The 24,735-nt window shown below is 74.0% G+C and carries 24 protein-coding genes, 1 tRNA gene and 1 pseudogene; 11 read left to right on the top strand and 15 right to left on the bottom strand.

The annotated features are described in order from the left end of the window. The 5 genes from M0M48_RS13895 (at position 1) to M0M48_RS13915 (ending at position 4,689) form a co-directional block, all read left to right on the top strand. A complete protein-coding gene (locus M0M48_RS13895) occupies positions 1–816 on the top strand; it encodes a CbtA family protein (protein ID WP_257751598.1) in 816 nt (271 codons plus the stop codon). Beyond that, complete coding sequence (locus M0M48_RS13900; RefSeq protein WP_257751599.1) at positions 813–1,751, top strand: cobalamin biosynthesis protein; 939 nt, start codon at positions 813–815, stop codon at positions 1,749–1,751. The genes M0M48_RS13895 and M0M48_RS13900 overlap by 4 nt, the downstream gene beginning before the upstream one ends. Next, positions 1,748–2,449 (top strand): response regulator transcription factor, encoded by a 702-nt coding sequence (locus M0M48_RS13905; RefSeq protein ID WP_257751600.1) that lies wholly within the window; start codon positions 1,748–1,750, stop codon positions 2,447–2,449. The genes M0M48_RS13900 and M0M48_RS13905 overlap by 4 nt, the downstream gene beginning before the upstream one ends. Next, positions 2,446–3,819 carry a sensor histidine kinase gene (locus M0M48_RS13910; protein WP_257751601.1) on the top strand — a complete coding sequence of 458 codons (1,374 nt, stop codon included), beginning with the start codon at positions 2,446–2,448 and terminating at the stop codon, positions 3,817–3,819. The genes M0M48_RS13905 and M0M48_RS13910 overlap by 4 nt, the downstream gene beginning before the upstream one ends. Positions 3,820–3,903: 84 nt before the next feature. Continuing rightward, positions 3,904–4,689, top strand: coding sequence for a COG4705 family protein (locus M0M48_RS13915; protein WP_257751602.1), 786 nt, complete (start codon positions 3,904–3,906; stop codon positions 4,687–4,689). On the opposite strand, the gene M0M48_RS13920 is transcribed toward M0M48_RS13915, so the two are convergent. Further along, positions 4,690–5,061, bottom strand: a complete 372-nt coding sequence (locus M0M48_RS13920; protein ID WP_257751603.1) for a winged helix-turn-helix transcriptional regulator — start codon at positions 5,059–5,061, stop codon at positions 4,690–4,692. It lies immediately after the preceding gene. A 106-nt stretch (positions 5,062–5,167) separates the two neighbouring features. On the opposite strand from M0M48_RS13920, the gene M0M48_RS13925 reads away from it, so the two are divergent. After that, positions 5,168–6,016 (top strand): NmrA family NAD(P)-binding protein, encoded by an 849-nt coding sequence (locus tag M0M48_RS13925; RefSeq protein WP_257751604.1) that lies wholly within the window; start codon positions 5,168–5,170, stop codon positions 6,014–6,016. A 30-nt stretch (positions 6,017–6,046) separates the two neighbouring features. Here the strand turns inward: M0M48_RS13925 and M0M48_RS13930 are convergent, their stop codons facing one another. The 5 genes from M0M48_RS13930 to cobN are packed head-to-tail and all read right to left on the bottom strand — an operon-like array spanning position 6,047 to position 12,842. Then, positions 6,047–6,790 carry a cobalt-precorrin-6A reductase gene (locus M0M48_RS13930; RefSeq protein WP_257751605.1) on the bottom strand — a complete coding sequence of 248 codons (744 nt, stop codon included), beginning with the start codon at positions 6,788–6,790 and terminating at the stop codon, positions 6,047–6,049. Then, the gene (locus M0M48_RS13935; RefSeq protein WP_257751606.1) at positions 6,787–8,181 is read right to left on the bottom strand and encodes a cobyric acid synthase; all 1,395 of its coding nucleotides are present in this window, start codon (positions 8,179–8,181) and stop codon (positions 6,787–6,789) included. The genes M0M48_RS13930 and M0M48_RS13935 overlap by 4 nt, the downstream gene beginning before the upstream one ends. Beyond that, positions 8,178–8,540 (bottom strand): (2Fe-2S) ferredoxin domain-containing protein, encoded by a 363-nt coding sequence (locus M0M48_RS13940; RefSeq protein ID WP_257751607.1) that lies wholly within the window; start codon positions 8,538–8,540, stop codon positions 8,178–8,180. The genes M0M48_RS13935 and M0M48_RS13940 overlap by 4 nt, the downstream gene beginning before the upstream one ends. A gap of 1 nt (position 8,541) precedes the next feature. Then, the gene (locus M0M48_RS13945; RefSeq protein ID WP_257751608.1) at positions 8,542–9,267 is read right to left on the bottom strand and encodes an SAM-dependent methyltransferase; all 726 of its coding nucleotides are present in this window, start codon (positions 9,265–9,267) and stop codon (positions 8,542–8,544) included. Beyond that, positions 9,264–12,842 carry a cobaltochelatase subunit CobN gene (cobN, locus tag M0M48_RS13950; RefSeq protein ID WP_257751609.1) on the bottom strand — a complete coding sequence of 1,193 codons (3,579 nt, stop codon included), beginning with the start codon at positions 12,840–12,842 and terminating at the stop codon, positions 9,264–9,266. Before cobN ends, M0M48_RS13945 begins: the two co-directional genes overlap by 4 nt. Before the next feature lie 178 nt (positions 12,843–13,020). Here cobN and M0M48_RS13955 point away from each other — a divergent pair, with 178 nt between their 5' ends. Beyond that, complete coding sequence (locus M0M48_RS13955) at positions 13,021–13,572, top strand: hypothetical protein (protein WP_257751610.1); 552 nt, start codon at positions 13,021–13,023, stop codon at positions 13,570–13,572. Here the strand turns inward: M0M48_RS13955 and M0M48_RS13960 are convergent. After that, positions 13,539–15,092: an AMP-binding protein gene (locus M0M48_RS13960; protein ID WP_257751611.1), complete on the bottom strand. Its 1,554-nt coding sequence runs from the start codon at positions 15,090–15,092 to the stop codon at positions 13,539–13,541. The two genes, M0M48_RS13955 and M0M48_RS13960, sit on opposite strands and share 34 nt — an antisense overlap. 168 nt (positions 15,093–15,260) lie before the next feature. Between M0M48_RS13960 and M0M48_RS13965 the strand changes: the two genes are divergently transcribed. The 3 genes from M0M48_RS13965 to M0M48_RS13975 are packed head-to-tail and all read left to right on the top strand — an operon-like array spanning position 15,261 to position 17,693. After that, positions 15,261–15,608 carry a hypothetical protein gene (locus tag M0M48_RS13965; protein WP_257751612.1) on the top strand — a complete coding sequence of 116 codons (348 nt, stop codon included), beginning with the start codon at positions 15,261–15,263 and terminating at the stop codon, positions 15,606–15,608. Then, the gene (locus M0M48_RS13970; RefSeq protein WP_257751613.1) at positions 15,511–17,034 is read left to right on the top strand and encodes a sensor histidine kinase; all 1,524 of its coding nucleotides are present in this window, start codon (positions 15,511–15,513) and stop codon (positions 17,032–17,034) included. Before M0M48_RS13965 ends, M0M48_RS13970 begins: the two co-directional genes overlap by 98 nt. After that, a complete protein-coding gene (locus M0M48_RS13975; protein ID WP_257751614.1) occupies positions 17,019–17,693 on the top strand; it encodes a response regulator transcription factor in 675 nt (224 codons plus the stop codon). The genes M0M48_RS13970 and M0M48_RS13975 overlap by 16 nt, the downstream gene beginning before the upstream one ends. Here the strand turns inward: M0M48_RS13975 and M0M48_RS13980 are convergent. From M0M48_RS13980 to M0M48_RS13995, 4 genes are all read right to left on the bottom strand, one after another. Next, complete coding sequence (locus tag M0M48_RS13980; RefSeq protein ID WP_257751615.1) at positions 17,690–18,571, bottom strand: serine/threonine-protein kinase; 882 nt, start codon at positions 18,569–18,571, stop codon at positions 17,690–17,692. The genes M0M48_RS13975 and M0M48_RS13980 overlap by 4 nt on opposite strands. Continuing rightward, positions 18,568–19,005, bottom strand: a complete 438-nt coding sequence (locus M0M48_RS13985; protein WP_215817043.1) for a hypothetical protein — start codon at positions 19,003–19,005, stop codon at positions 18,568–18,570. Before M0M48_RS13985 ends, M0M48_RS13980 begins: the two co-directional genes overlap by 4 nt. A gap of 124 nt (positions 19,006–19,129) precedes the next feature. Further along, positions 19,130–19,753, bottom strand: coding sequence for a hypothetical protein (locus tag M0M48_RS13990; protein WP_257751616.1), 624 nt, complete (start codon positions 19,751–19,753; stop codon positions 19,130–19,132). A gap of 76 nt (positions 19,754–19,829) precedes the next feature. Next, on the bottom strand, positions 19,830–20,351 hold the full coding sequence (locus tag M0M48_RS13995) for a CGNR zinc finger domain-containing protein (RefSeq protein WP_257751617.1): 522 nt from the start codon (positions 20,349–20,351) through the stop codon (positions 19,830–19,832). Positions 20,352–20,377: 26 nt separating this feature from the next. Here M0M48_RS13995 and M0M48_RS30880 point away from each other — a divergent pair. Beyond that, positions 20,378–21,700: pseudogene (locus M0M48_RS30880) on the top strand (MFS transporter); the annotation flags it as partial. 14 nt (positions 21,701–21,714) lie between these two features. Here M0M48_RS30880 and M0M48_RS14005 read toward each other — a convergent pair. The 4 genes from M0M48_RS14005 to M0M48_RS14020 all read right to left on the bottom strand — a co-directional run bounded on the left by M0M48_RS14005 (position 21,715) and on the right by M0M48_RS14020 (position 24,590). Further along, positions 21,715–21,789: transfer RNA gene (locus M0M48_RS14005), tRNA-Val, on the bottom strand. Between the two features lie 212 nt (positions 21,790–22,001). Further along, the gene (locus M0M48_RS14010; RefSeq protein ID WP_257751619.1) at positions 22,002–22,502 is read right to left on the bottom strand and encodes a peroxiredoxin; all 501 of its coding nucleotides are present in this window, start codon (positions 22,500–22,502) and stop codon (positions 22,002–22,004) included. Then, a complete protein-coding gene (locus tag M0M48_RS14015; protein WP_257751620.1) occupies positions 22,499–24,142 on the bottom strand; it encodes an AMP-binding protein in 1,644 nt (547 codons plus the stop codon). The genes M0M48_RS14010 and M0M48_RS14015 overlap by 4 nt, the downstream gene beginning before the upstream one ends. A 19-nt stretch (positions 24,143–24,161) precedes the next feature. Further along, complete coding sequence (locus M0M48_RS14020; RefSeq protein ID WP_038679966.1) at positions 24,162–24,590, bottom strand: DUF3052 domain-containing protein; 429 nt, start codon at positions 24,588–24,590, stop codon at positions 24,162–24,164. Positions 24,591–24,735 lie beyond the last annotated feature (145 nt).

Below are 24,735 nucleotides of genomic sequence, written 5' to 3' on the forward strand. Positions count from 1 at the left end.
ATGACGAGCACCGTTCCTGGGGAGAAGTCTGCCCTGACGCCGGCGGCGTTCCTGCTGCGCGGCCTCATCGCCGGTCTGGTGGCCGGCCTGTTCACGTTCGCGGTGGCGTTCGCCCTCGGTGAGCCGCACGTGGACGACGCGATCGCGCTCGAGGAGGCCCAGGCCGCGGCGGAGCCCGCGCCGGCCCCGGCTGCCGAGGAGGCCGAGCACGAGGAGTCCGGGATGGTCGAGATCTCCCGGGAGAACCAGAAGAGCTGGGGGCTGCTGACCGGCACCCTCGCCATCGGTACGGCGCTGGGCGGGCTCACCGCGCTGGCCGCGGCCGCGGTCGTGGGTCGTCTCGGCGGCCTCCGTGCGCGGGGGTCGACGGCGCTGGTGGCGCTGATCGGGTTCGTCTCGATCGCGCTGGTCCCGTTCCTCAAGTACCCGGCGACGCCGCCGGCGGTCGGCGACCCCGACACGATCAACAGCCGGACCACGGAGTACTTCGGGATGCTCCTGGTCTCGGTCCTCGCCGCGATCGCGGCGGTCGTCATCGCGCGCCGGCTCAGCCAGCGCCTCGACGCCTTCACCGCGATCGTGCTGGCGGGCGCGGGCTACCTGGTGGTGGTCGGCGTGACCGCGGCGCTGCTGCCGACGGTCGACGAGCTGGGCACCTTCCCGGCCGACACCCTCTGGTACTTCCGCCGCTCCTCGCTGCTCACCCTCGCCACCTTGTGGGGCGTGATCGGGGTCGTGCTGACCGGTCTGGTCGGCAAGCTCTACGACCGCGCCACCGCGGACGCCGAGCGCCGCGCCCTCGCCGCCAGCCTGTGAGCCGGCGGCGCGGACGACGCCGCGGTACCGCGACCGGACTGCTCCTCGGCCTCGCCGCGGACCGCCTCCTCGGCGATCCGCGGCGGGGCCATCCCGTCGCCGGCTTCGGCCGGGCGGCGGCAGCGCTGGAGCAGCGGACCTGGCGTGACGACCGGGTCGCGGGCGTCGTCCACGTCGGGGTTCTCGTCGGCGGCACCGTGGCGCTGGCCCTCGCCCCCGAGCAGGTACGACGCCCCGTCCCCCGCGCCCTCCTGACGGCCGCCGCCACCTGGGCCGTCGTCGGCGGTACGTCGCTCGACCGCGAGGCGGCCGAGGTCGGTCGGCTGCTGGCCGCCGGCGACCTGCCCGCGGCCCGGGTCCAGCTCACCCACCTCGTCGGCCGCGACACCTCGCAGCTCGACGAGGCGGGGATCGTCCGGGCGACCCTGGAGTCGCTGGCCGAGAACACCTCCGACGCCGTCGTCGCCCCGCTGGTGTGGGGCGCGATCGCCGGGATCCCCGGCCTGCTGGGCTACCGCGCCGCCAACACCCTCGACGCGATGGTCGGCCACCGCAGCCCGCGCTACGAGCGCTTCGGGTGGGCGGCGGCACGCTTCGACGACCTGCTCAACCTGCCGGGCGCCCGGCTCACGGCGGCCCTCGCCGTCGTCCTCGGCGACGACCCCGCGAGCGCCTGGCGCACCTGGCGCCGGGACGCCTCCGGTCACCCGAGCCCCAACGCCGGGCCGGTCGAGGCGGCGTTCGCCGGGGCCCTCGGCATCCACCTCGGCGGGACCAACGACTACGCCGGCCGGGTCGAGCACCGGGCCGTGATGGGCGACGGTCCGGCCCCGACCCGGGCCGACCTGGAGCGGGCCCGCGTACTCGCCCGGCGGATCGGTCTTGCGGCGGGTCTCACCGCCTGGTTGACGCGATCGTCCATCATGGGCGCGTGAGGCTGACCGTCGGCGTCTGCGAGGACGACCCCGCGCTGCGGCGCGTCGTGCGCCACGCGCTCGAGCTCGACGGGCACGAGGTGGTCCTGGCCCACAACGGTGCCGAGGCGATGAGCCGGTTCGGCGCGACCGCCGGGCTCGACGTGGTCGTGATGGACATCGGGCTCCCCGACGCCGACGGCCGCGACGTCTGCCAGGCGCTCCAGGCCGCCGGGCAGGAGGCGCCCGTGCTGTTCCTGACCGCGCTCGACGCCGTCCACCAGCGGCTCTCGGGCTTCAGCGCCGGGGGCGACGACTACGTGACCAAGCCGTTCGAGGTCAAGGAGCTGCTCGCCCGGGTCGCCGTCCTCGGCCGTCGCGGCCGGCACCACCGCCAGGTCGCGCCGCGCCCGGACGGTACCGGGATCGAGCTCGACGCCGCCGCCCACACGCTGCGGGTGGCCGGGCGCGAGGTGCTGCTGTCCCCCACCGAGTTCCGGATGCTCGCCGCGATCGCGGCCCGCCCCGGCGAGGTCGTACGACGGCGCGCGGTCGTCGGCGCCGCCTGGCCCGACGGCGCCGCGGTCAGCGAGAACACCGTCGACTCGCTGATGCGCCGGGTGCGCGCCAAGCTCGCGGAGGTCGGCTCGCCGGCGACGATCGAGACGGTGCGCGGTGTGGGCTACCGAATCCAGCACCCGGGCAGCGCACCCGCATGAGCCGGTGGCGGGGCGCCGGGGACTCCTTCCGCACCCAGCTCGTCGCACTCACCGCCTCGATCACCACGCTCGCCGTGATCGCGCTGACGGTCCTCGTCCAGCTCGTCCTCGCCCAGTCCACCAACCGCGGGATCGACCGGGTGCTCGCCGACCGCAGCGCCGCCGTCGTCTCGGCGCTGACCGTCGACGACCAGGGGCGTCCGGACGCGCCGGCCGACCAGCTCGCCGCCGGCGTCGCCGTGTACGACGGCACCGGGACGCTCACCGCCGGCAGCGTCCCCGACGCCGACCGCGACACGTACGCCGACCTGGCGACCGCCGGACGCCCCCGCAACCTGACCCCGGCCGGGACCGACGACATCCGGCTGCGCGCCGAGCCCTTCACCGTCGCGGGCCCCGGCGGGACCCGGGTCACCGGCGTCGTCGTGCTCACCGAGCGGCTGGCGCCGTACGAGCGCAGCGAGCGCCTGGCGCTGCTCGTCTGCATCGGTGCGGGCATCCTCATGGTGCTGCTGGCGTCGGGGCTCACCTGGTGGGTCGCCCGCCGGGCGCTCGCGCCCGTCGCGGAGATGACCCGCACCGCCGACGACTGGAGCGAGCACGACCTCGGCCAGCGCTTCGACCTCGGCTCGGGCAACGGCGAGATCGCGGGCCTGGGCCGGACCCTGGACCGCCTCCTCGACCGGGTCTCCGCCGCGATCCGCTCCGAGCAACGACTCACTGCCGAGGTCGCCCACGAGCTGCGCACGCCGCTCACCGCCGTCCAGGCCAATGCCGACCTCGCGCTGCTCGAGGACGACCTCCCGCCCCGCCTGGAGGAGAGCCTCCAGGAGATCGCCCAGGCCGCCCGGCGGATGGGCGCCGCGATCCAGGACCTGCTCGACCTGGCCCGCGCCGCGGGTGGCACCGGCGCGGCGGAGCGCTGCGCCCTCGGCGAGGCCGTCGAGGAGGCGCTCGCCGCCGCCGGCGCCGAGACCGATCGCGATGTCGGGCTCGTGGTCGACGTCGATCCCACGATCCAGGTGCTCGTCCCGGCCCCGCTCGTGGTCCGCGCGCTCGCGCCGGTCCTCGACAACGCCCGGCGCCACGCGGCCGGCCGGATCGAGGTCTCGGCCCGGGTCGTGCGCCCCGGCCTGGTCGCGGTGAGCGTCGACGACGACGGCCCGGGCGTACGGCCGGACGAGCGCGAGACGATCTTCGAGCCCGGCCGCACCGGCAGCAGCAGCGGCGGCGACAGCGGCCCGAGCGGCACCGGTCTCGGCCTGTCCCTCGCCCGCCGGATCGCACGGAGCCTCGGTGGCGACGTCGCGGTCGCCGACGGTCCGCTGCATACCCGGTTCGTGCTCACCCTTCCGGCCGCACCCCGGTGATCGCGGTGACCTCGGTGACCTCGGTGACCTCGGTGATCGCCGTGGTCAGGTCGCTGTCAGGTTCGCCCACCGATGCTCGGCGGCATGGCAACTCATCTCTCTGCGGCGACACCCCTGATGTCGCGTCGGCTGCTGAACAAGGTCCCCGAGGTCACCGTCTGGTTCTGGATCATCAAGATCCTGTGCACCACCGTCGGTGAGAGCTTCGCGGACTACATCAACGGGACGCTCGGCGTCGGCCTCGTCAACACCGCGCTCCTCTTCACCGTCCTCCTGGGCGCCGTGCTCTACGCGCAGATGCGGCTCCCGGCGTACAAGGCACCGGTCTACTGGCTCGCGGTCGTGGTGGTCAGCATCACCGGGACGCTCTACACCGACATCCTCACCGACCAGCTCGGCGTCCCGCTCTGGATCAGCTCCACGGCGTTCGCGGTGCTCCTCGCCGGCGTCTTCGCGCTCTGGTACCGCAAGGAGCGGACCCTCTCGATCCACCACATCGACACCACCGCGCGCGAGACCTTCTACTGGCTGGCGGTCCTGGTCACCTTCGCCCTCGGTACGGCGGTCGGCGACTGGACGCTCGACCTGACCGGCTGGGGTCCCGGCCAGGCGGTGCTCCTGCCGCTCGGGCTGATCGCGGCGATCGCCGCCGCCTGGCGCTTCGGAGCGGGACCGGTGCTCACCTTCTGGCTGGCCTACATCCTGACCCGGCCGCTGGGGGCCAACATCGGTGACTGGCTCGCGACCCCGGCCCGCGAGCAGGGGCTGGGCCTGGGCACCGCGGGGACGAGCGTGCTGTTCCTCGGCGCGATCCTGGCCACGGTGACCTACCTGAGCGTCTCCCGGGTCGACGTGGTCAGGAACAGATGATCAGCCGATGATCTCGTCGGCGTTGCGTCCCACCCACCGCAGCAGCGGCACGAGCACCTCGGCGAGCTCCTCGCCCAGCGGGGTCAGGCTGTAGTCGACCCGGGGCGGCATGACCGGCTGCTGCTCGCGGTGGACCAGGCCGTCGGCTTCCAGGGTCTTCAGCGTCTGGGCCAGCATCTTCTCGCTGATCCCCTGGGCCCGGCGGCGCAGGTCGCTCCAGCGCTGGGTGCCGTCGGTGAGGGACACGAGGACGAGGACGCCCCACTTGCTCATCACGTGGTCGAGCAGGACCCGGCTGGAGCAGGCGGCCGGGAAGACCCCGCCGGGGAACTGCTCGAAGATCGGCTGCTCGGCCGTAGCACTCTCTCCCACGGAAGTACCTTACCTCAAAGTGCGTACTAACCAATGGGAAGTAACTCCCCCAGGCGCCCGTTGACAACGACGAACCCCACCGAAGACCTCCGAAAGGAACCACCTCATGTCTCTCGTCGTCACCGGAGCCACCGGCCAGCTCGGCCGCCTCGCCGTCACCGCGCTGCTCGCCAAGGGCGTCCCCGCCGACCAGATCCTCGCCCTGGGCCGCGACGAGGAGCGCCTCGCCGGTCTCGCCGCGCTCGGGGTGCGCACCCAGCGCGTCGACTACGCCGACCGCGCCTCCCTCGACGCCGCGTTCGCCGGTGCCGAGCGGGTCCTCTTCGTCTCCGGCAGCGAGGTCGGCAGCCGGCTGCCGCAGCACCGCAACGTCATCGAGGCCGCCAAGGACGCCGGGGTGCGGCTCCTCGCCTACACGAGCATCTCCAACGCGGACACGGCCGGCCTCGGCCTCGCCGCCGAGCACAAGGCCACCGAGGAGGCGATCGTCGCCTCGGGCGTCCCGCACACCTTCCTGCGCAACAGCTGGTACCTGGAGAACTACACCGACCACCTCGCGACGTACCTGCAGCACGGGGCGGTCCTCGGCGCCGCCGGCGACGGCAAGGTGAGCGCGGCGACCCGCGCGGACTACGCCGAGGCCGCCGCGAGCGCCCTGCTGGCCGAGCAGCCGGCCGCGGTCTACGAGCTGGGCGGCGCCGCGTTCGGGCTCGCCGAGCTGGCCGCCACGGTCGCCGAGGCCACCGGTCAGGACGTGACGTACGTCGACGTCCCGGCGCCCGAGCTCGTCTCGGCCCTCGTGGGTGGCGGCGTCCCGCAGCCGTTCGCCGAGGTCCTCGCCGACGCCGACCTCGGCCTGGGCCGCGGCGAGCTGTACGTCGACCCGGCCGACCTCGCGGGCCTCCTCGGCCGCCCGGCGACCACCCTCGCCGACGCCGTCCGCGCGGCAGCCTGACCGGTCTGACCGGCCGACCGGCCTGACCGGCTAGGACCCGGGCGCGAGCCCGTCCAGCCAGGCGACCACGGCGTCGACACCGGTCACGGTGTCGACGCCGTCGGGCGCCGGGGCCCGGCGCACGACGACGACCGGGATGCCGCGCTCGGCGGCGGCCTCCATCTTGGGCCAGGTGAGGGCGCCGCCGGAGTCCTTGGTGACGAGCACGTCGCGATCGGCGAGCAGCACCCGCTCCCCCTCCAGCGTGTAGGGCCCGCGCGAGGTGAGCAGCTCCCAGGCCGGCGGCACGTCGAGGTCCGGCGGGTCCACGACCCGGGCGAGGACCTCGTGGTCGTGCAGCACGGGCACGAAGCGGGCGAGCTCCTGGCGCCCGACGGTCAGGAACGGCCGGCTCCCGAGCTCGCCGGCCACGACCGCGGCCTCCTCGTGGGTGCGCACCCAGATCCACGAGGGTGTCGCGCGATCGGCCCAGCCGGGCCGTTCGAGCCGCAGCAGCGGCACTCCGGCCGCGGCGCAGGCCGCGGCGGCGTTGCGCGAGATGCCCGCCGCGAAGGGGTGCGTCGCGTCGACCACGACGTCGAACTCCGCGAGCGCCGCCTGCAGCCCCGGCACGCCGCCGAAGCCGCCGATCCGCACCTCGCCCACCGGCAGCCGCGGACGGGCGACCCGGCCGGCGAGCGACGAGACGACGGGGACGCCGTCCTCGACGAGGCGGGCCGCGAGGGCGCGGGCCTCGCCGGTACCGCCGAGCAGCAGCACCCGCGGCCCGGTCACCGGGTCAGCTCCAGCAGGGCGTCGAGGTCGAGGTGCTCCTCGACCAGGTCGCCGAGCAGGTCGAGCCGGGCGGCCCGCGCGGCCGGGAACGACGCTCCCGAGGCCACGCCGAGCGCGGACTCCAGGTAGGCGCCGCGCGTGGCGTCGTCCTCGAGGCTGCCGTGCACCATCGTGCCGGTCACCGAACCCGCGGTCGTCGCGCCGGTGATCCGGCCGTGGTGGATCTCGTAGCCGGCGGGCTCGTGCAGCGCGAGCCGCTTCTCCGGCGCGAACCGGGTGGTCAGGTCGAGCAGGCCGAGGCCGTCGACGGCCGCGCCGGCCGTGCCCTCGGTGCCGTCGGGGTCCTCGATCCGGCGGCCCAGCATCTGGCAGCCGCCACAGATCCCGAGCACCGGGCGGCCAGCCGCGGCGTGCCGCTGCACGGCGACGTCGAGGCCCCGCTCGCGCAGCCAGGCCAGGTCGGCCAGCGTCGCCCGGGTTCCGGGCAGCACGACCAGGTCGGCATCGGCCAGCCGGGCGGGGTCGGAGACGAACTCCACGTCGAGGGCGGGCTCCAGCCCGAGCGCGTCGACGTCGGTGAAGTTGCTGATCCGCGGCAGCCGGACGACGGCCACCTTGCGCACGCCCGCACCGACCTCGGCCCGGCGCCCGGCCAGGTCGAGGGCGTCCTCGGAGTCGAGCCACAGGTCGGGGTGCCACGGCAGCACGCCGTACGTCGGCCGGCCGGTGCGGCGCTCCAGGTCGGCCAGCCCGGGCCGCAGCAGGTCGACGTCACCGCGGAAGCGGTTGACGACGTACCCCTTGACGAGGGCCTGGTCGGCCTCGTCGAGCAGCATCAGCGTCCCGTACGCCGACGCGAACCACCCGCCGCGGTCGATGTCGCCGACCACGATCGTCGGCACGTCACCGTGCTGGGCCAGCCCCATGTTGACGTAGTCGCTGGAGCGCAGGTTGATCTCGGCCGGGCTGCCCGCACCCTCGGCGACGACGAGGTCGAAGCGCGAGCGCAGGTCGTCGAAGGCGGCGAACGCGGTCTCGGCCAGGTGGGCGCGGCCGTCCTGCCAGTTGCGCGAGGACACCTCGCCCGCGGGCTGACCCATCCGCACGACGTGGCTGCGCCGGTCGCTGCCGGGCTTGAGCAGCACGGGGTTCATCGCGACCTCGGGCGTCACCCCGGCGGCGATCGCCTGCACCCACTGGGCCCGGCCGATCTCGCCGGGCACTCCGTCGGGTCCGGTGACGACCATCGAGTTGTTGGACATGTTCTGCGCCTTGTACGGCGCCACCCGGATCCCGCGCCGCGCGAACGCCCGGCACAGCCCGGTCGTCACCACGCTCTTGCCGGCGTCCGAGGTCATCCCGGCGACGAGCAGCGCGGCTCCGCGGGTCATCCGCGCTTCCCGCGGAACAGGTGGCGCTGCAGCGAGGCGGGCACCGGACCACCCTCGCGCACCCAGTCGACGACCGCCTCGGTCGCCGCGCCGGACAGCACGCCGCCGAGCCAGAAGTCCTTGGGCCGCCGCCCGCCGGGGAACCAGGTGAAGTCGCGCACCAGCACGACGTTCGAGCGGTCGCACTCGTCGAGGCAGTCGACGACACGCACCCGGACCCGCGGCCCGCGCCGGCCCGCCGGGTCGTCGAGCGCCTCGATCTCGTCGCGCTGAGCGGCGTGGTCGGCGTCGGGGTGCTTCGTGGTGGTGCCGCAGCAGCAGTCGCGGCAGAGCAGGACGTCGCGCTCGGGCAGGGCCACCTCAGGCCTCCGGGCCGCGGAGCAGGAACAGGTCCATCACCCAGCCGGCCTCGGCCTTGGCGGCGACCCGCGCGGCCTCGATGTCGGCGACGACGTCGCCGACCCGGCCGGCCACGAGCCGCTCCCCCGCACCGCCGAGGTTGGCGCCCCACCAGATGTCCCAGTCGGCGAAGCCGTCGAGGTCGACCCCGGCGGTGAGCATCACGACGAGGTTGCGCTGGCCCGCGGCGACGTCGCCGCGCAGCCGGCGGGCGGTGGTCACGTGGACCGGCTGGCCGACCTCGTGCAGCACGACCGCGTGCCGCGCGGCCAGCACCTGCGGGGCGCTCACCCCGGGCAGCACGTCGAACGGGACGCCGAGCTCGCCGACCACGCGGATCGTGCCGTCGTAGAGCGACGGGTCGCCCCAGACCAGGAACGCGCAGGTGCCGCCGCGCTCCTCCAGCACCGCGCGGTAGGCGGCCAGCCGGGCGGCGTACCAGTCGGCGACGGCGCCCTCGTAGCCCGCGCGGTCGAGGCCGGGTGAGCGATCGCGCTCCGGGTCCCGGACGACGACCAGCTCGACGCCGTGGGCCGCGCACACCGCGCGCCGGGCCTCCAGCAGCGCGTCCTCGTCGCCCTTCTGGACCGCGAGCGCGTAGTCGCAGCCGCGCAGCGCCTCGGCGACCTCCGGCGTGACGTGCTGCGGCCCCATCCCGAAGCCGAGGATCCTGACCCGCGCGCTCATCGGTCCTCGAGGTCCCCTTCGACCTCGAGGTAGGCCGCCTGGAGCGCCGCGAGCACCTCGGGGTCGGGCTCGGCCCACAGACCGCGGTCCTTGGCCTCGTGCAGCCGCTCGACGATGCTGCGCAGCGCCCAGGGGTTGGACTTGCGCAGGAACTCCTGGTTGGTCTCGTCGAGGACGTACTCCTTGGCCAGCGACTCGTACATCCAGTCGTGGACCACACCGGCGGTCGCGTCGAAGCCGAAGAGGTAGTCGACGGTCGCGGCCAGCTCGAAGGCGCCCTTGTAGCCGTGGCGCTGCATCGCGCCGATCCAGCGCGGGTTGACCACGCGGGCCCGGAAGACCCGGTTGGTCTCCTCCTGCAGGGTGCGGGTGCGGACGGCGTCGGGCGAGGTCGAGTCGCCGACGTACGCCTTGGGGTCGGCGCCGGTCAGCGCACGGATCGTGGCGACCATGCCGCCGTGGTACTGGAAGTAGTCGTCGCTGTCGGCGATGTCGTGCTCGCGGGTGTCGATGTTCTTGGCCGCGACCTTGATCCGCTTGTAGTTGGCGCGCATGTCGTCCGCGGCCGGTACGCCGTCGAGGTCGCGGCCGTAGGCGAAGCCGCCCCAGGCGGTGTAGACCTCGGCGAGGTCGGCGTCGTCGCGCCACGAGCCCGACTCGACGGCCTGGAGGATGCCGGCGCCGTAGGAGCCCGGCTTGGAGCCGAAGATCCGCGTGGTGGCCCGGCGTACGTCGCCGTGCTCGGCGACGTCGGCCTGCGCGTGGGCGCGCACGAAGTTGACGTCGAGCGGCTCGTCGAGGTCGGCGACCATCCGGACGGCGTCGTCGAGCATCGCGACCACGTGCGGGAAGGCGTCGCGGAAGAAGCCGGAGATCCGCACGGTGACGTCGATGCGCGGCCGGCCGAGCTCCTCGAGCGACATGATCGTCAGGGAGTGGACGCGCTTGGACGCCTCGTCCCACTCGGGACGCACGCCCATGAGCGCGAGGACCTCGGCGATGTCGTCGCCGGAGGTGCGCATCGCCGACGTGCCCCAGACCGACAGGCCCACCGACTCCGGGTAGGAGCCCTCCTCGTCGAGGTAGCGCTGGACGAGCGACTCCGCCATCGCCTGGCCGGTCTGCCAGGCGAGGCGCGAGGGCACCGCGCGCGGGTCGACGGTGTAGAAGTTGCGGCCGGTCGGCAGCACGTTGACCAGGCCGCGCAGCGGCGAGCCGGACGGGCCGGCGGGCACGTAGCCACCGGCGAGCGCGTGCAGGGTGTGGTCGAGCTCGTCGGTCGTCCGGGCCAGGCGCGGGACCACCTGGGTGGCGGCGAACGCCAGCACCTGGCGCACGCTCGGGTCGGCGTGGAGGTCGTCGACGCGGGCCGGGTCCCAGCCGGACTTCTCCATCGCCTCGACCAGCTCGCGGGCCTCGGCCTCGACCCGGTCGACCTCGGTCGTGGGCGCCTCGGGAGCGAGACCGAGCGCGGCCCGCAGCCCCGGGACGGCGTGCGACCGGCCGCCCCAGACCTGGGCGGCGCGCAGGATGGCGAGGACCAGGTTGACCCGGGCCTCCCCCTCGGGCGCCTGGCCCAGGACGTGCAGCCCGTCGCGGATCTGGACATCCTTGATCTCGCACAGCCAGCCGTCGACGTGGAGCAGGAAGTCGTCGAAGTCGTCGTCCTCGGGCTTCTCGTCGAGGCCGAGGTCGCGGTGCAGCTCGGCGGCGTGCATGAGCTGCCAGATCTCACCGCGGATGGCGGCCAGCTTGGCCGGGTCCATCGCGGAGATCTTGTCGTACTCCTCCAGCAGGCCCTCGAGCCGCGCGATGTCGCCGTAGGCCTCGGCGCGCGCCATCGGGGGAATGAGGTGGTCGATGATCGTGGCGTGGGCACGGCGCTTGGCCTGCGCGCCCTCGCCCGGGTCATTGACGAGGAACGGGTAGATCAGCGGCATGCTGCCGATCGCCGCGTCGGTGCCGCAGGACGCCGACAGCGCGGCGTTCTTGCCCGGCAGCCACTCCATCGAGCCGTGCTTGCCGAGGTGGACGACGGCATGGGCGCCGAAGCCGTGCTCGACCCAGCGGTAGGCCGCCAGGTAGTGGTGGGACGGCGCGAGGTCGGGGTCGTGGTAGATCGCGACCGGGTTCTCGCCGAAGCCGCGGGGCGGCTGGATCATCAGCACGACATTGCCCGCCTGGAGCGTGGCGAGCACGATCTCGCCGCTGTCGTTGACGAACAGCGTGCCGGGCGACTCGCCCCACGCCTCGACCATGTCGCCGCGCAGGTCGGCCGGGAGGTCGGCGGTCCACGCGTCGTAGTCGGCCTTGCTGATCCGCACGTGCGCGTCGGTGAGCTGGACCTGGGTCAGCCACTCCTCGTCCTGGCCGCCGGCCGCGATGAGGGCGTGGATCAGGGTGTCGCCGGCGACCGTGTCGTCGTCCAGGTCGAGGACGCCGAAGCCGTCGCCCACGTCGTACCCGGCGTCGCGCAGCCGGCGCAGCATCCGCACCGCGGAGACCGGGGTGTCGAGGCCGACGGCGTTGCCGATCCGGGAGTGCTTGGTCGGGTAGGCGCTGAGCATCAGCGCGATCCGCTTCTCGGCGTTGGGGACCCGGCGCAGCCGGGCGTAGCCGACCGCGAGACCCGCCACCCGCGCCGCGCGCTCGGGGTCGGCGACATAGGACGGCAGCCCGGCGTCGTCCAGCTCCTTGAACGAGAACGGCGCGGTGCTGATCCGGCCGTCGAACTCGGGGATCGCGACCTGGTTGGCGTAGTCGAGCGGCGAGACGCCGTCGTCCGAGGCCTCCCACTCGGCGCGGCTGCTCGTCAGGCACAGACCCTGCAGCACGGGGATGTCGAGCGCGGCGACCCGCTCCACGTCCCAGGTCTCGTCGTCGCCACCGGCGCTCGCACCGGCCGGGACGCTGCCGCCGGCCGCGAGGACCGTGACGACCAGCGCGTCGAGCTCGCCGAGCGCGTCGAACAGCGCGTCGGGCGCCGCCCGCAGCGAGCCCGCGAACACGGGCACGCCGACGGCCTCACCGGTCGCGTCGATCGCGTCGCACAGAGCGTGGACGAAGGCGGTGTTCCCGCTCGCCTGGTGCGCGCGGTAGAACAGCACGCCGACCTTGGCGAGGTCGGCCGCGGCGGGCGCGGCCGGCCGCTCGACCAGGCCCCACGCCGGGATCACCTCCGGCGGCTCGAAGCCCTCACCGGTCAGCAGCACCGTGTCGGACAGGAAGGCGTGCAGCTGCGCGAGGTTCCGCGGGCCGCCCTCGGCCAGGTACCGGTGCGCCTCGGCCGCGAGACCGACCGGCACGGTCGAGGTCTCCATCAGCTCGGCGCTCGGCGTCTGCTCGCCGCCGAGCACCACGAGCGGACGTCCGGTGGCCCGCAGCGCGGCCAGCTCGCCGTCGTACTGCTGGGGGGAGCCGAGAAGCCGGATCACGACCAGGTCGCTGTCCTCGGCCAGCGCGACGAGCCCGTCGAGGCCCGACCGGCTCGGGTTGGCCCACCGGTAGTCGGTGCCGCTGGCCCGTGCGGAGAGCAGGTCGGTGTCGGACGTGGACAGCAGTGCGATGCGCGCCATGACGCTCAAAGCCTCCTCGGGGTTCTCGCCCCTCATCGGTAGGTGTGTCCGTGACCAGTGTCTGGCTGCCCGGCGGCGCCCTCGCGGGGGCCGTCGGGGTCACAGTGGCGGAACCGCCCCGGTCTCACACCGGGTTCCTGGGCCACGGACCTGTGGGGGCTCAGCCTACGGTGGTCCCGTGACTTCCCCGCAGGCGCCCGGCATCCAAGTGGCCGTGCACGGCCACCCCAACCTGGACACCCTCCTGCTGTGGCACCCCGCGGTCCGCACCGACGCCGAGGCCGTCGGCGCGCTGGCCAGCCGGATCGCGACGCGCGGCGGGGTCCGGGTCGTCGTACCGACCTGGGAGGACGGGCGCGACCTGCTGCGCTCGGTGCGCTACGCCCGCGGGTCGGCGGTGCACCCTCCGGACCAGCTCTCCGTCGTCGGGTACGGCGCCGCCGGGATCGCCGCGCTGAGCCTGGCCCAGCACCAGCGGCGCCTCGGCATCGGCCTGCGCCGCGTCACCTGCGTCGACGGCGCGGCCGACCTGGTGGACCCGATCAGCGGGCAGCCGCTCGGCGTACCGGCGGCCCGGCCCGACCGGGTCGCGACCGAGGTCGACGTCGTCGTCCCCGCGGTGGGCGGGGACTGGGCCGAGACGACCGTGACGGCGTGGCAGGGTGCGGGATGGGCCGCCACGCTCGTCCCGGCCGATCAGTTCACCTGGCGGGTGAGCCCCTCCCAGTAGGGCGCGCGGAGCTTGAACTTCTGGAGCTTGCCGGTCGCCGTGCGGGCCAGCTCGTCGCGGAACTCCACCGACGTCGGCGCCTTGTAGCCGGCCAGCCGGTCCTTGCACCAGCGGATCAGCTCGGCCTCCATCTCGGGGCCGGCGGTGGCGTCGGCGGAGAGCACGACGAGCGCCTTGATGGTCTCGCCCCACTTCTCGCTCGGGACGCCGATGACGGCGACCTCGGCGACGGCCGGGTGCGAGAAGAGCGTGTCCTCGACCTCGATCGAGGTGACGTTCTCGCCGCCGGTGATGATGACGTCCTTCTTGCGGTCGGCGATGGTGAGGTAGCCGTCGTCGCCGACGAAGCCGCCGTCGCCGGTGTGGAACCAGCCGTCCTTGAGCGCGGCGGCCGACTCCTCGGGCTGCTCCCAGTAGCCCTCGAGGATCACGTTGGAGCGGGCCAGCACCTCGCCGGCGCCCTCCTCGGACTCGTCGATCGCCAGCCGTACGCCGAGCGCCGGCGCGCCCGCCCGGGTCAGCCGGGTGGCGCGCTCCTCGGCGGACAGGTCGTCCCACTCGGCCCGGGTGCGGTTGATGGTGAGGAGCGGGGAGGTCTCGGTGAGGCCGTAGATCTGGATGAACTCCCAGCCCAGCTCCTCCTGGACCCGGATGACGGTCTTGGTCGGCGGCGGGGCGCCGGCCATGATGATCCGCACCTTGTCGCGCCCGGGGATCTCGCCCTCCCAGGTCTGCGCGGCCTCCAGGACGGCGGCCGCGACCGCCGGCGCCGCGCACATCACGGTCACGCCGTGGTCGCGGACCCGGCGCAGGATCTCGGCGCCGTCGACCTTGCGCAGGATGACGTGCCGGGCGCCGACGCCGGTCATGGCGAAGGGCATCCCCCACCCGTTGGCGTGGAACTGCGGGAGCGTGTGGAGGTAGACGTCGCGGTCGCTGATCCCCGCGTGCAGGCCGAAGGTCAGCGCGTTGACCCAGATGTTGCGGTGGGTGATCTGGACGCCCTTGGGCCGCGCGGTCGTGCCGGAGGTGTAGTTGATCGTCGCCGTCGCGCCCTCGTCGTAGGCCCACGGGCGCGGCTCGGTGCCCGGGGCGGCGTAGAGCGCGTCGTCGTCACCGAGGACGTACTTCTGCTCGCAGGTGACCCCGGCGAGCGACTCCTCGAGCTCGGGGTCGACGTAGAGGACGCGGGCACCGGAGTGCTCGACGATGTACTGCACCTCGTCGGGACTGAGCCGGAAGTTGACCGGCACCAGCACCCGGCCCCACCCGCTGACGCCGAAGAACGACGTGAGCAGCCGGCTGCTGTTGTGGCTGACGACCGCGACCCGGTCGCCCACCCCGATCCCGAGCTCGTCGAGCCGGGCGGCCTGGCGGCGCGCGAGCGCACCGATCTCGGCGTAGGTCAGCTCGCCCTGGCTCGGCGCGGGCTGGGTCGGCTCGTCGACGACGCCCACCCGCTCGCCGTACACCTGGACGGCGCGGTCGAGGAAGTCGTTGACGCTGAAGGGGACGAACACGCGGGGGCCTCCCAGGGTGTGACACGGGTACGACACGGGTGTGACACGGACCACCCTAGGCCCGCAGGCCAGGCGTCCGCTCCCTCCCAAAGGATGCATTCAGGCAGATGAGAGTCCTCTCATCCGGCTCTCACCGGCGGCCCACGGTGGGGCAGGATGATCGACGTCATGGGACGGGTCGGGAAGGTGCTGCTGCCGCTCGCGCTGCTGCTCGTGCTCGTCGCCTTCGCGGCGGGCGCGGTGGTCGCCGCGGGCGCGGACGACGAGCCGCCGGCCCGGCCGCCCGTCGACCTGCCGACGGCACCGGCCCCGACCACCCCGACCACGCCCGGCACGCCGACGCGGCCGACCGGCCCGGCCGCGCCCCGGACCACCGACGAGGTGATCCGGCCGCAGCCGGACCTCGACGACGATGACGATGACGATGACGACCACGGCGACGACGACCGCCGGGACGACGACCGGCGAGGCGGCCGGGACGACCGCGACGACCGCGACGACCGCGATGACGACTGAGCCCCGCCGCGGGGTCTCCGTCCGGACCCGGATCACCGCCGCGGTCGCCCTCCTCGTCACGGTCGCGCTCGCCGGCGCGGGGCTGATCGTCTACTTCGTCGAGAGCCGCTCGCTCACCGAGTCCACCCAGCGCGAGGTCGAGCAGGAGCTCGACGAGTTCGTCGCCCTGCAGAAGACCGGCGACTTCACCTCCGTGCGCGCGCTGCTCGTGGGCTTCCTGGAACGCAACGTCCCCGACGAGGACGAGCTCCTCGTCGGCTGGGTCGGCGACGGCCGGATCGTGCACTTCCCCAAGGATCGCCTCGTGCGCGACCAGCGGTTCCTCGCCGCGGCCGCTCCCCTGGTCACCGACGGCGGTACGGCGTACCTCGACACCGACCGCGGCGAGGTCCGGATCACCAGCCAGCCGGTCACCCAGGGCGACCAGCGCGGGGCGCTGCTCGTCGTGACCTTCCTCGACGAGGAGCGCGGCGAGCTGCTGCGCACGATGCGGACGTACGCCCTGGTCGCGGTCATCGCCGCCGTCCTCGTCACCGCGACCGCGGCGTGGCAGTCGGGCCGGCTGCTGCGCCCGCTGCGCAGCCTGCGCACGGCCACCGAGAGCACCAGCGCCACCGACCTGTCCCGGCGGCTGCCCGAGCGCGGCAATGACGACATCACCGCGCTCACCCGGACCGTCAACGGCATGCTCGACCGGCTCGAGCACGCGTTCGCGGGGCAGCGGCAGTTCCTCGACGACGCCGGGCACGAGCTGCGCACGCCGCTGACGATCCTGCGCGGGCACCTCGAGCTGCTCGACCCGCACGACCCGGTCGAGGTCACCGAGACTCGCGCACTGCTGCTCGACGAGGTGGACCGGATGGCGCGCCTGGTGGGCGAGCTGATCCTGCTCGCCAAGAGCGACCGGCCCGACTTCCTCTCCCCCGCGACCACCGACATCGCCGGCCTGCTCGCCGCCGTGGTCACCAAGGCCCGCGCCCTCGGCGAGCGCGACTGGGTGCTCGCCCTCGGCGACGACCTCCCGGCGGACCTGGTCCTCGACGCCCAGCGGATCACCCAGGCACTGCTCGCCCTGGCCGACAACGCGGTCAAGCACACCGGCCCCGGCACCCGGATCGAGATCGGCGCCGGCCTCGGCAGCGGCGGCACCGGGACCACGCTGCGCTGCTGGGTGCACGACGCCGGGCCCGGGGTCGCCCCGGCGGACCGGGAGCGGATCTTCCAGCGGTTCGGCCGGGCTGCCGTACCGGAGGGGGACGAGGGGTTCGGCCTCGGGCTGTCCATCGTCGCCGCGATCGCCGAGGCCCACGGCGGCCGGGCGTACGCCGACCCGGCGCCGGGCGCCGGCGCCCGCTTCGTGGTCGAGGTTCCGGCCGTCCGCCCCGACCCGACCGACACCGAGGAGCTCTCGTGGCCCGCATCCTGATCGTCGAGGACGAGGAGCGGATCGCCTCGTTCGTCGCCAAGGGCCTGCGCGCCGAGGGCCACCAGACGACCGTCGCCGGCGACGGCCTGACCGGGCTCGACCACGCGCTCTCCGGCGACTTCGACCTGCTGGTGCTCGACATCGGCCTGCCCCGCCTCGACGGCTTCGCAGTCCTCGACCAGCTGCGCGCCCAGGGCTCGCGGATGCCCGTCATCGTGCTCACCGCCCGGGACTCGGTCACCGACACGGTCACCGCGCTCGAGGGCGGTGCGGACGACTACATGCCCAAGCCGTTCCGGTTCGCCGAGCTCAACGCCCGGGTCAAGCTGCGGCTGCGCCGCCTGGCCCCGGCCGACGGCGCGGCCGACGTCCTCGACCACCTCAGCGCCGGCCGCGTCCACCTCGACCTGCGCACCCGCCGGGCCACGGTGGCCGGGCGCGAGGTCGAGCTGTCCGCGCGGGAGTTCGCGCTCGCCGAGATCTTCCTGCGCCATGCCGGCCAGGTGCTGTCCCGCGAGCAGCTCCTCGACCACGTCTGGGGGCTGGACTTCGACCCGGGCTCCAACGTGGTCGACGTGTACGTCGGCTACCTGCGCCGCAAGCTGGGCGCCGACACGATCACGACCGTGCGCGGCATGGGCTACCGGCTCGACCGCTAGCTCTTCCAGCTCAGCCGCGGCGCCGGCAGCGCGGCCAGCTCGGGCTCGAGCGCCTCGGCGACCTCGCGCGGCGCGGGCCGGTCGGCCGGGTCGGGCTCCAGCATCGCGTGGACGACCTTCGCCACCGCCGCCGGTACGTCCTCGGGCAGCTCGGCCGGCGCGTCGAGCAGCTGCGGGAAGCGGGCCGCGGGCTCCACGGCGTCCGGGTCGCCCTCGCGGAAGGCGCGGACGCCGGCCACCGCGTGGAACAGCGTGGTGCCCAGTCCCCAGACGTCGCTGGCGTAGCCCGGCACGCCGTACGCCGTCCCGGGCGCGGCCTGCTCGGGCGCGAGGTAGGCGTCGGTCCCGATCGGCGTGGTCAGCGCCGCCGCCTCGGCATCCGGGCGCGCCACGGACAGGTCGATCATCCGCGCCGGGTCGCCCATGATCACGTTGCTCGGCTTGATGTCGAGGTGGCACACGTCCGCATGCCGGAAGAAGTGCAGCGCCGAGGCGAGGTCGATCGCCAGCGGGAGGTACTGCTGCGGCGAGAGCCGCCGGTGCCGCCGGATCAACCGGGTCAGGCTGGGCCCCTCGACGTGCTCCAGGACCAGGTGCGGACGCGGCCCCTCGGCGTCGTGGCGCAGGCCGCGGACGACCACCGGGTGGTGCGCGACGTCGAGCGCGGTCGCCTCGCGCACGAGGGCGCGGACCGTGCGCTCGTCGTCGGCCTCGGCGGGCCGGACGACCTTGACCACGACGGGACCGTAGGTGATCTCGTCGAACGCGAGGTACGCCTCGTAGGCGGAGCCACCCCCGAGCAGCCGCTGCGCGGTCAGCTCGGGGGTGATCGCGTCACCCTCGGCGAAGTGCCAGGAGGACAGCTCCACGGTGCTCACCCGCGGGTGTTGTGCCGGCTGCGGTCGTTGGTGTGGTTGCGCGACCAGTCGCGGACCTTGGGGCCGGGGCCGTCCTGGGTCCAGTCGCGGACGGCACGGCCCGAGCGGCTGTCGTCGCGACCGCTGCGCGCGCCGGTCCGGGTGTTGTCGCGGCTGTTGCCGGTCCGGGTGACCCGGGTGTTGGTCCGGGTCTGGGCCTTCGTGCCGGTGTGGGTGTCGGCCACCTGGCGGGCGCGGAGGGCGTCGGCCGGGTCGTCGTCATCGTCCTCGACGACGAGCACGACGTCCGGGGTGTCCTCCTCGCGCTTGACGGCGAGGTCGCCGTCCGAGCCGCTGCCCGCGTCGGCGGGCCAGGCGAGCAGGCTCACGGTCAGGCCGGAGGCCATCAGGCCGACCAGTCCGGTCGCGACGGCGGCGATGGGCTTCTTCTTCATGGGTGCTCCTCGGTCCGGGGGGACGTCGACCCTGCGTCGACGTCCCTCACCTTTCCGAGCGGCCGTGAGGTCACCATGAGCCGACCATGAGAGGGCTCTCATGGTCGGCGTCGTGCCGGTGCGCTCAGCCGTGCTTGATCTTCGGCGACATCTTGCCGGGGCCGAAGCCGGCGCCCATGCCCCCGCGCAGGGCGTCGTCGCTGTAGCTGTAGTCGTCGTCGCTGAAGATGTCCATCGTCGTCACGTCGAGGCTGAACCGGACCCAGCGCGGGTTGCCCAGGCAGGAACGCGGGATCTTCGTGGTCATCACCGTGCGGCCCTTGTCGAAGGTGCGCTTCAGCCCGGGGCAGCGGACCGTGGGGTCCTTGCGCTTCGAGCTGAAGTCGAGGAGCTCGACGCTGTTGCCGAGCATCGGCATCCGCATCGACATGAGCAGGAACCGCTTGTTCGGCGTGCGGATCAGCGAGTTCACCATGAGCGCGCCCTTCATCGCGGTCCGGGTGCGGACCTTGATGGTGAGGTGACGGCCCCGGTGGTTCGCGACCACGCGCGTGACGTCGATGTCGGTGCGATCGGGCACGGGCGTCAGCTCGCCGACCTCCCCCATCGTCTCCCGGACGACATCGCCCACGGCGTCGTCGTGGGTCCACCGCTCGGCCTGGGCGGGCGCGGCGAGCGCGGCGGTCGTGCCGACCAGCGCGAGGGACAAGGACAGGGTGGCGACGGTACGCCGGACGGTGCTGAGCATGGGGATACCTTGGCAGAGGCTCACCATTCTCGGGACAGGACCCGGCAGATGACGCGTGTCCCGAGGCTCCGCAGGCTCACGAGGACCGCGCGCGCCGGTGCCGCCGTACGGCGTCGCGGTTGGCGCAGGCGTGCGAGCAGTACCGCTGGCGCCCCGGCCGGCTGTGGTCGGCGAACGCCCGCCCGCACTCGTCGAGGGCGCAGCGCCCGAGCCGGTGCATGCCGTGCGCGGTGAGGTGGTCGGCCGCGGCGACCGCGCTCGACGCGGCCAGGATCTCGCCCAGGCTGGCGTCGTCCGGGCGGTGGTGGACGTGCCAGCCGCTGCCGTCGTGGTCGGTCACCGTGGGCGGCCCGGCGTACCGCGCGAGCAGCTCGTTGAGGACGACGACCCGCGCCGCCTCGTCCACGGCGTCGACCATCCGGGCCCACGCCGCCAGGCACGCGCCGACCACGGCGAGGTCGCTCTCCCGCGGCCGGCTCTCCAGCGGCATGCCCGCCGCGACCCAGCGCGCCGCGACCTCGTCGGCGTCCGCCGGCGGCTCGTTGAGCAGGCCGATCATCACGTCCAGCAGCGGGCGTGCGTAAGGCTTTACAAGCACAAGGGCATTACACCACGCTCCGAGCCATGGCCCCCACCCCACCGCGTCCCCCCGGTTGGCAGCCGCTGGTCGCCTGCTGCCTGAGCACCTTCCTCCTGCTCCTCTACACGTCCGTGGTCACGGTGGCGCTGCCCAGCATCGGCGCGGACCTCGGCGCCGGCTTCGCGGCCCAGCAGTGGGTGGTCGACGGCTACACCGTCGCGCTGGCCGGCCTCCTGCTCGGCGCCGGAGCCCTGAGCGACGCCGCCGGGAGCCGCCGGGTGCACCTGGCCGGCCTGGCCGGGTTCACCGCGGCGACGCTCGCCTGCGCCCTGGCCGGATCGCCCGGCTGGCTCGTCGCGGCCACCGCCGCGCAGGGCGTGGCAGGTGCGGCCCTGTTCGCGACGATCCTGCCGCTCATCGCCCAGACCTACACCGAGCCACGGCGCCGGGCGAGCGCCTTCGGGATCTGGGGCGCCGTGGCCGGCGGCGCCTCCGCGGTCGGCACCGTGGGCGGCGGCCTCCTCACGGCGTACGCCGGCTGGCGGTGGCTCTTCGGGGCCGGACTCCCCCTGTGCGCGCTCGCCCTCGTCCTGGCCCACCGCTCGCTCCCCCGGACACCTCAGGCGACGGCGCGGCCCCCGGCGGACCGGCGCGGCATCGCCCTGATCACCGTCGCGATCACCGCGGCCGCCACGGCCGTGATCGGCGGCGGGTCCTGGTGGGCCGCCGCCGTCGCCGCGCTCGCCCTGGCCGGCTTCGTGCACACCGAGCGGCGCTGCCCCCACCCCGTGCTCCCGCTCGGCCTGCTCACCTCGCCCCGGTACGCCGCGGTGCTCCTGACCGCCTTCGGCTACTACTTCGCCGCGTTCGGCGCGCTGCCCGCCCTGGCCACCTGGCTCCAGACCGACCTGCACCTGGGCCCGCTGACCACCTCGCTGGTCCTCGTCGCCCAGCTGCTCGTGTTCATCGCCGTCTCCGGCCTGCTCACCCGGCACCTGCACGCCCTCGCCCCCACCTGGACGCTCGGCGCCGGCACGATCCTGGTCGGCCTCGGCGCCCTCGCCGGGACCGCGCTGGCCCTCGGCCCGGCCTGGCCGGCCCTGGCGCCCTTCCTGGTCCTGACCGGCTTCGGCGCCGGCCTGGTCTCCCCCGCGCTCCCGGCACTGGCGATCGCCGCCGCCCCCGCGCACCGGGCCGGGGTCGCGAGCAGCGCCGCGAACGCCGTACGCCAGCTCGGGCTGGCGCTCGGCATCGCCGCCTGCGGGACGATCGCCGCGACCTCGGGCGGCGCGGTCACCCGCGCCGGGCTCTCCGCCGCCCTCGCCGCATGCGCCCTGACGGCGCTCGGGACCGGGGTCCTCGCGGCGGTGCTGCTGAGGGGTGGTGGGCGCAACAGGGATCGAACCTGTGACCGCCTCGTTGTAAGCGAGGAGCTCTACCGCTGAGCTATGCGCCCCAGAAGCCGGGACAGCGTACCGAAGCCTGCTCCGGGCACCGAAACGAGGCGCACTCAGGAGAAAGCGTCAAAAATGAGCCGAACCGCTGGCGTCTCGGGTCACCAGCGGTTCGACAACAGGAACATTACCGGCCACCCCCGGCCCGTCCAACCGTTCCCGGGGATTTGGGCCAAAAATGATCCGAAAGAACTAGACGACCTACCCGACCGGCCTATCCCGCGGCCGCGCGGAGCGCCTCGAGGAGCTCGTCGGCGCTGCGTGCGGCGGGCTTGGGGTGGTGCACGGCCCAGCTGAGCCGCCCCGCCTTGTCAACGACGTACGACGACCGCTCGGCCGACCCGCCCCGCTCGTCGAAGACCCCGTAGGCCCGGGCCACCTCGCCGTGCGGCCAGAAGTCGCTGAGCAGCGGGAAGTTGAGCCCGTCGGCGTCGCTGAACGCCCGCAGCGCGTAGACCGGGTCGCAGGAGATCGCGAGCACCTCGGTGTCGAAGGTGAGGAACTCGTCGAGGCGGGTCCGGAAGGCGTTCATCTCACCGGTGCACACGCCGCTGAACGCGAACGGGTAGAAGACCAGGGCGACCGCCTTGACCCCCCGGTACGACGACAGCGTGGTGTCCTGCCCGAACTGGTCGCGCAGGGTGAAGTCGGGGGCCGGGCCGCCGAGCTCGATGCCCAGCGCGCTGGTGGCCGGTCCTGCCGCGTCGGGCCTCACTCGGCAGGCTCGATCGCGGCGAGCTCGCGCTTGAGGACCTTGCCGGTCGCGTTGCGGGGCAGCTCGTCGAGGAACACGATCTCGCGCGGCACCTTGTAGCGGGCCAGGTTCTGCTTCACCAGGTCCTTCAGCTCGTCGGCGGAGACCGGGTCGGCGTCGGGCACGCGGACCACGAAGGCGCGCAGGCGCTTGCCGAAGTCGGGGTCGTCGACCCCGATCGCGGCGACCTCGGCGACCCGCTCGTGACCGGCCAGGCAGTCCTCGACCTCCTTGGGGAAGACGTTCTCGCCGCCGGAGACGATCATCTCGTCGTCGCGGCCCTCGACGTAGAGGCGGCCCTCGGCGTCGAAGCGGCCCACGTCGCCCGAGGACATCAGGCCGTCGACCATCTCCTTGCCGCCTCCGCCGGTGTAGCCCTCGATCTGGAGGCTGTTGCCGACGAAGATCCGCCCGGACTCGCCCCGCGGCACCTCGCGGCCCTCGCCGTCGAGGATCCGGACGACGGTCTGGTGCGGGAGCCGGCCGGCGGTGCCGGGCGCCTTGCGCAGGTCGTCGGGCGAGGCGATCGAGGCCCAGGCGACCTCGGTCGAGCCGTAGATCGAGTAGAGGTTCTCGCCGTAGCGGTCCATCCACTGGGTCGGCAGGTCGCCGGGCAGCGCGGAGCCGGACGAGGCGACCGCCTTGAGCTGCGGCAGCGGGTAGCGGTCGAGGGTCTCGGCGGGCAGCGCCAGGATGCGCTGGAGCATCACCGGGATGACCGCGAAGGAGTCGCACTGCTCGTCGCGCAGCAGGCGCAGCGCGTCCTCGGGGTCGAACTTGCGGGTCAGCACGAGCGTGGTGCCGAGCATCATCGAGAGCTGGTAGTGCGCGAAGCCCCAGGTGTGGAACAGCGGCGCCGCGACGTGGCAGCGCCAGCCGCTGCGCAGCGGCATCCGGGACAGCAGCGAGATCGCCGCGGGCAGGCCGCCCTGGGGGCGGGGCGCGCCCTTGGGGGTACCGGTGGTGCCCGAGGTCAGGATGATCGTGCGGCCCTTGGCGGACGGCGGCGCGAGGTCGTCGGTGCGCCCGGCCGCGAGCCCGGCGCCGATGATCCCCTCGAGGCTGTCGGCCCCCGCCTCGCCGTCGGTCCAGCCGAGCACCCGGTCGGCGATGTCGGCCCCGGCGAGCAGCCCGGTGAACTCCTCGTCGTGGATGACCACGCGCGGCTTCTCCCGGGTCAGCACGTCGGCCAGCTGCGGGCCGGCGAACGCGGTGTTGAGGTAGAGCACGTCGGCGCCCAGCTTGCTGATCGCGATCGACGCCTCGATGAACCCGCGGTGGTTGCGGCACATCACCGCGACCCCGTCGCCGGGCGCGACGCCCCGGGCACGCAGCCCGTGGGCCAGCGCGTTGGTCCGCGCCTGGAGCTCGCCGAAGGTCAGCGCACCGCGCTCGTCGATGATCGCCGTCTGCTCGGGCATCCGCAGCGCGATCGTCTTGAAGCCGCCCGCGGGCGTGGTGCTCCACTGCCGCAGGGCGTTGGCCATGCCGGCCAGGACCTGCGGCGAGTAGGGCCGGACGATCCCCGACTCGGTGAGGATCTTCAGGCTCGTCCTGGCGTCCTTGACCTTGCCGGTGACCCGATCGGCGATGTTACTCATGAGTTCAGTCTAGAGGGGGTCAGGCGATCGACTTCGGGGCGACCAGCCGGGTCGCCGCCCAGTCCTTGCTGACCGTGGCCGCGGTGGTCTGGGCCAGGCCGGCGACCGGAGCCGCCTCGGCGATGTCCGCGGCGTCGACCGCCCCGGGTCGCCCGATCTTGGGCGTGAGCAGCCAGATGACCCCGCCGCCGACCAGGTCGGTCAGCGCGTCGACGAGTCCGTCGACCAGGTCGCCGTCGTCCTCGCGCCACCAGAGCAGCACGGCGTCGACGACATTGCCGTAGTCACCGTCGACCATGTCCCCGTCGATCGCGTCCTCGAGCGCGACCCGCAAGGCGTCGTCGGTGTCGTTGTCCCAGCCGAGTTCCTGGACCACCATGCCCGGCTTGAGGCCCATCCGCTCGGCGGGTCCGGTCGGGGTGGTGCCGCCAGGGGCGGTCGAAGTCACGGTGAGTCCTCCAGTGGTTCGGGGTACGACGACGGTCCCGCGAACGTGCGGGTTGGGGAGTAGTCCAGCGGAGTCAGGTACCCAGGCGCAACCCTCTGGCACTCCGAGCCCTCTCCGCGACCGTACTCATGGGTAGATTTTCAGC

The organism is Pimelobacter simplex, from assembly GCF_024662235.1.
Classification (GTDB): domain Bacteria; phylum Actinomycetota; class Actinomycetes; order Propionibacteriales; family Nocardioidaceae; genus Nocardioides.

Excerpts from the sequence above, each read along its gene's own strand:
- M0M48_RS13910 (WP_257751601.1), top strand. The coding sequence starts at position 2,446 with ATGAGCCGGTGGCGGGGCGCCGGGGACTCCTTCCGCACCCAGCTCGTC.
- M0M48_RS13970 (WP_257751613.1), top strand. The coding sequence starts at position 15,511 with ATGACGATGACGACCACGGCGACGACGACCGCCGGGACGACGACCGGC.
- M0M48_RS13935 (WP_257751606.1), bottom strand. The coding sequence starts at position 8,181 with ATGACCCGCGGAGCCGCGCTGCTCGTCGCCGGGATGACCTCGGACGCC.
- M0M48_RS13915 (WP_257751602.1), top strand. The coding sequence starts at position 3,904 with ATGGCAACTCATCTCTCTGCGGCGACACCCCTGATGTCGCGTCGGCTG.
- M0M48_RS13945 (WP_257751608.1), bottom strand. The coding sequence starts at position 9,267 with ATGAGCGCGCGGGTCAGGATCCTCGGCTTCGGGATGGGGCCGCAGCAC.
- M0M48_RS13895 (WP_257751598.1), top strand. The coding sequence starts at position 1 with ATGACGAGCACCGTTCCTGGGGAGAAGTCTGCCCTGACGCCGGCGGCG.
- M0M48_RS13965 (WP_257751612.1), top strand. The coding sequence starts at position 15,261 with ATGGGACGGGTCGGGAAGGTGCTGCTGCCGCTCGCGCTGCTGCTCGTG.
- M0M48_RS14015 (WP_257751620.1), bottom strand. The coding sequence starts at position 24,142 with ATGAGTAACATCGCCGATCGGGTCACCGGCAAGGTCAAGGACGCCAGG.
- cobN (WP_257751609.1), bottom strand. The coding sequence starts at position 12,842 with ATGGCGCGCATCGCACTGCTGTCCACGTCCGACACCGACCTGCTCTCC.
- M0M48_RS13925 (WP_257751604.1), top strand. The coding sequence starts at position 5,168 with ATGTCTCTCGTCGTCACCGGAGCCACCGGCCAGCTCGGCCGCCTCGCC.
- M0M48_RS13985 (WP_215817043.1), bottom strand. The coding sequence starts at position 19,005 with ATGAAGAAGAAGCCCATCGCCGCCGTCGCGACCGGACTGGTCGGCCTG.
- M0M48_RS13990 (WP_257751616.1), bottom strand. The coding sequence starts at position 19,753 with ATGCTCAGCACCGTCCGGCGTACCGTCGCCACCCTGTCCTTGTCCCTC.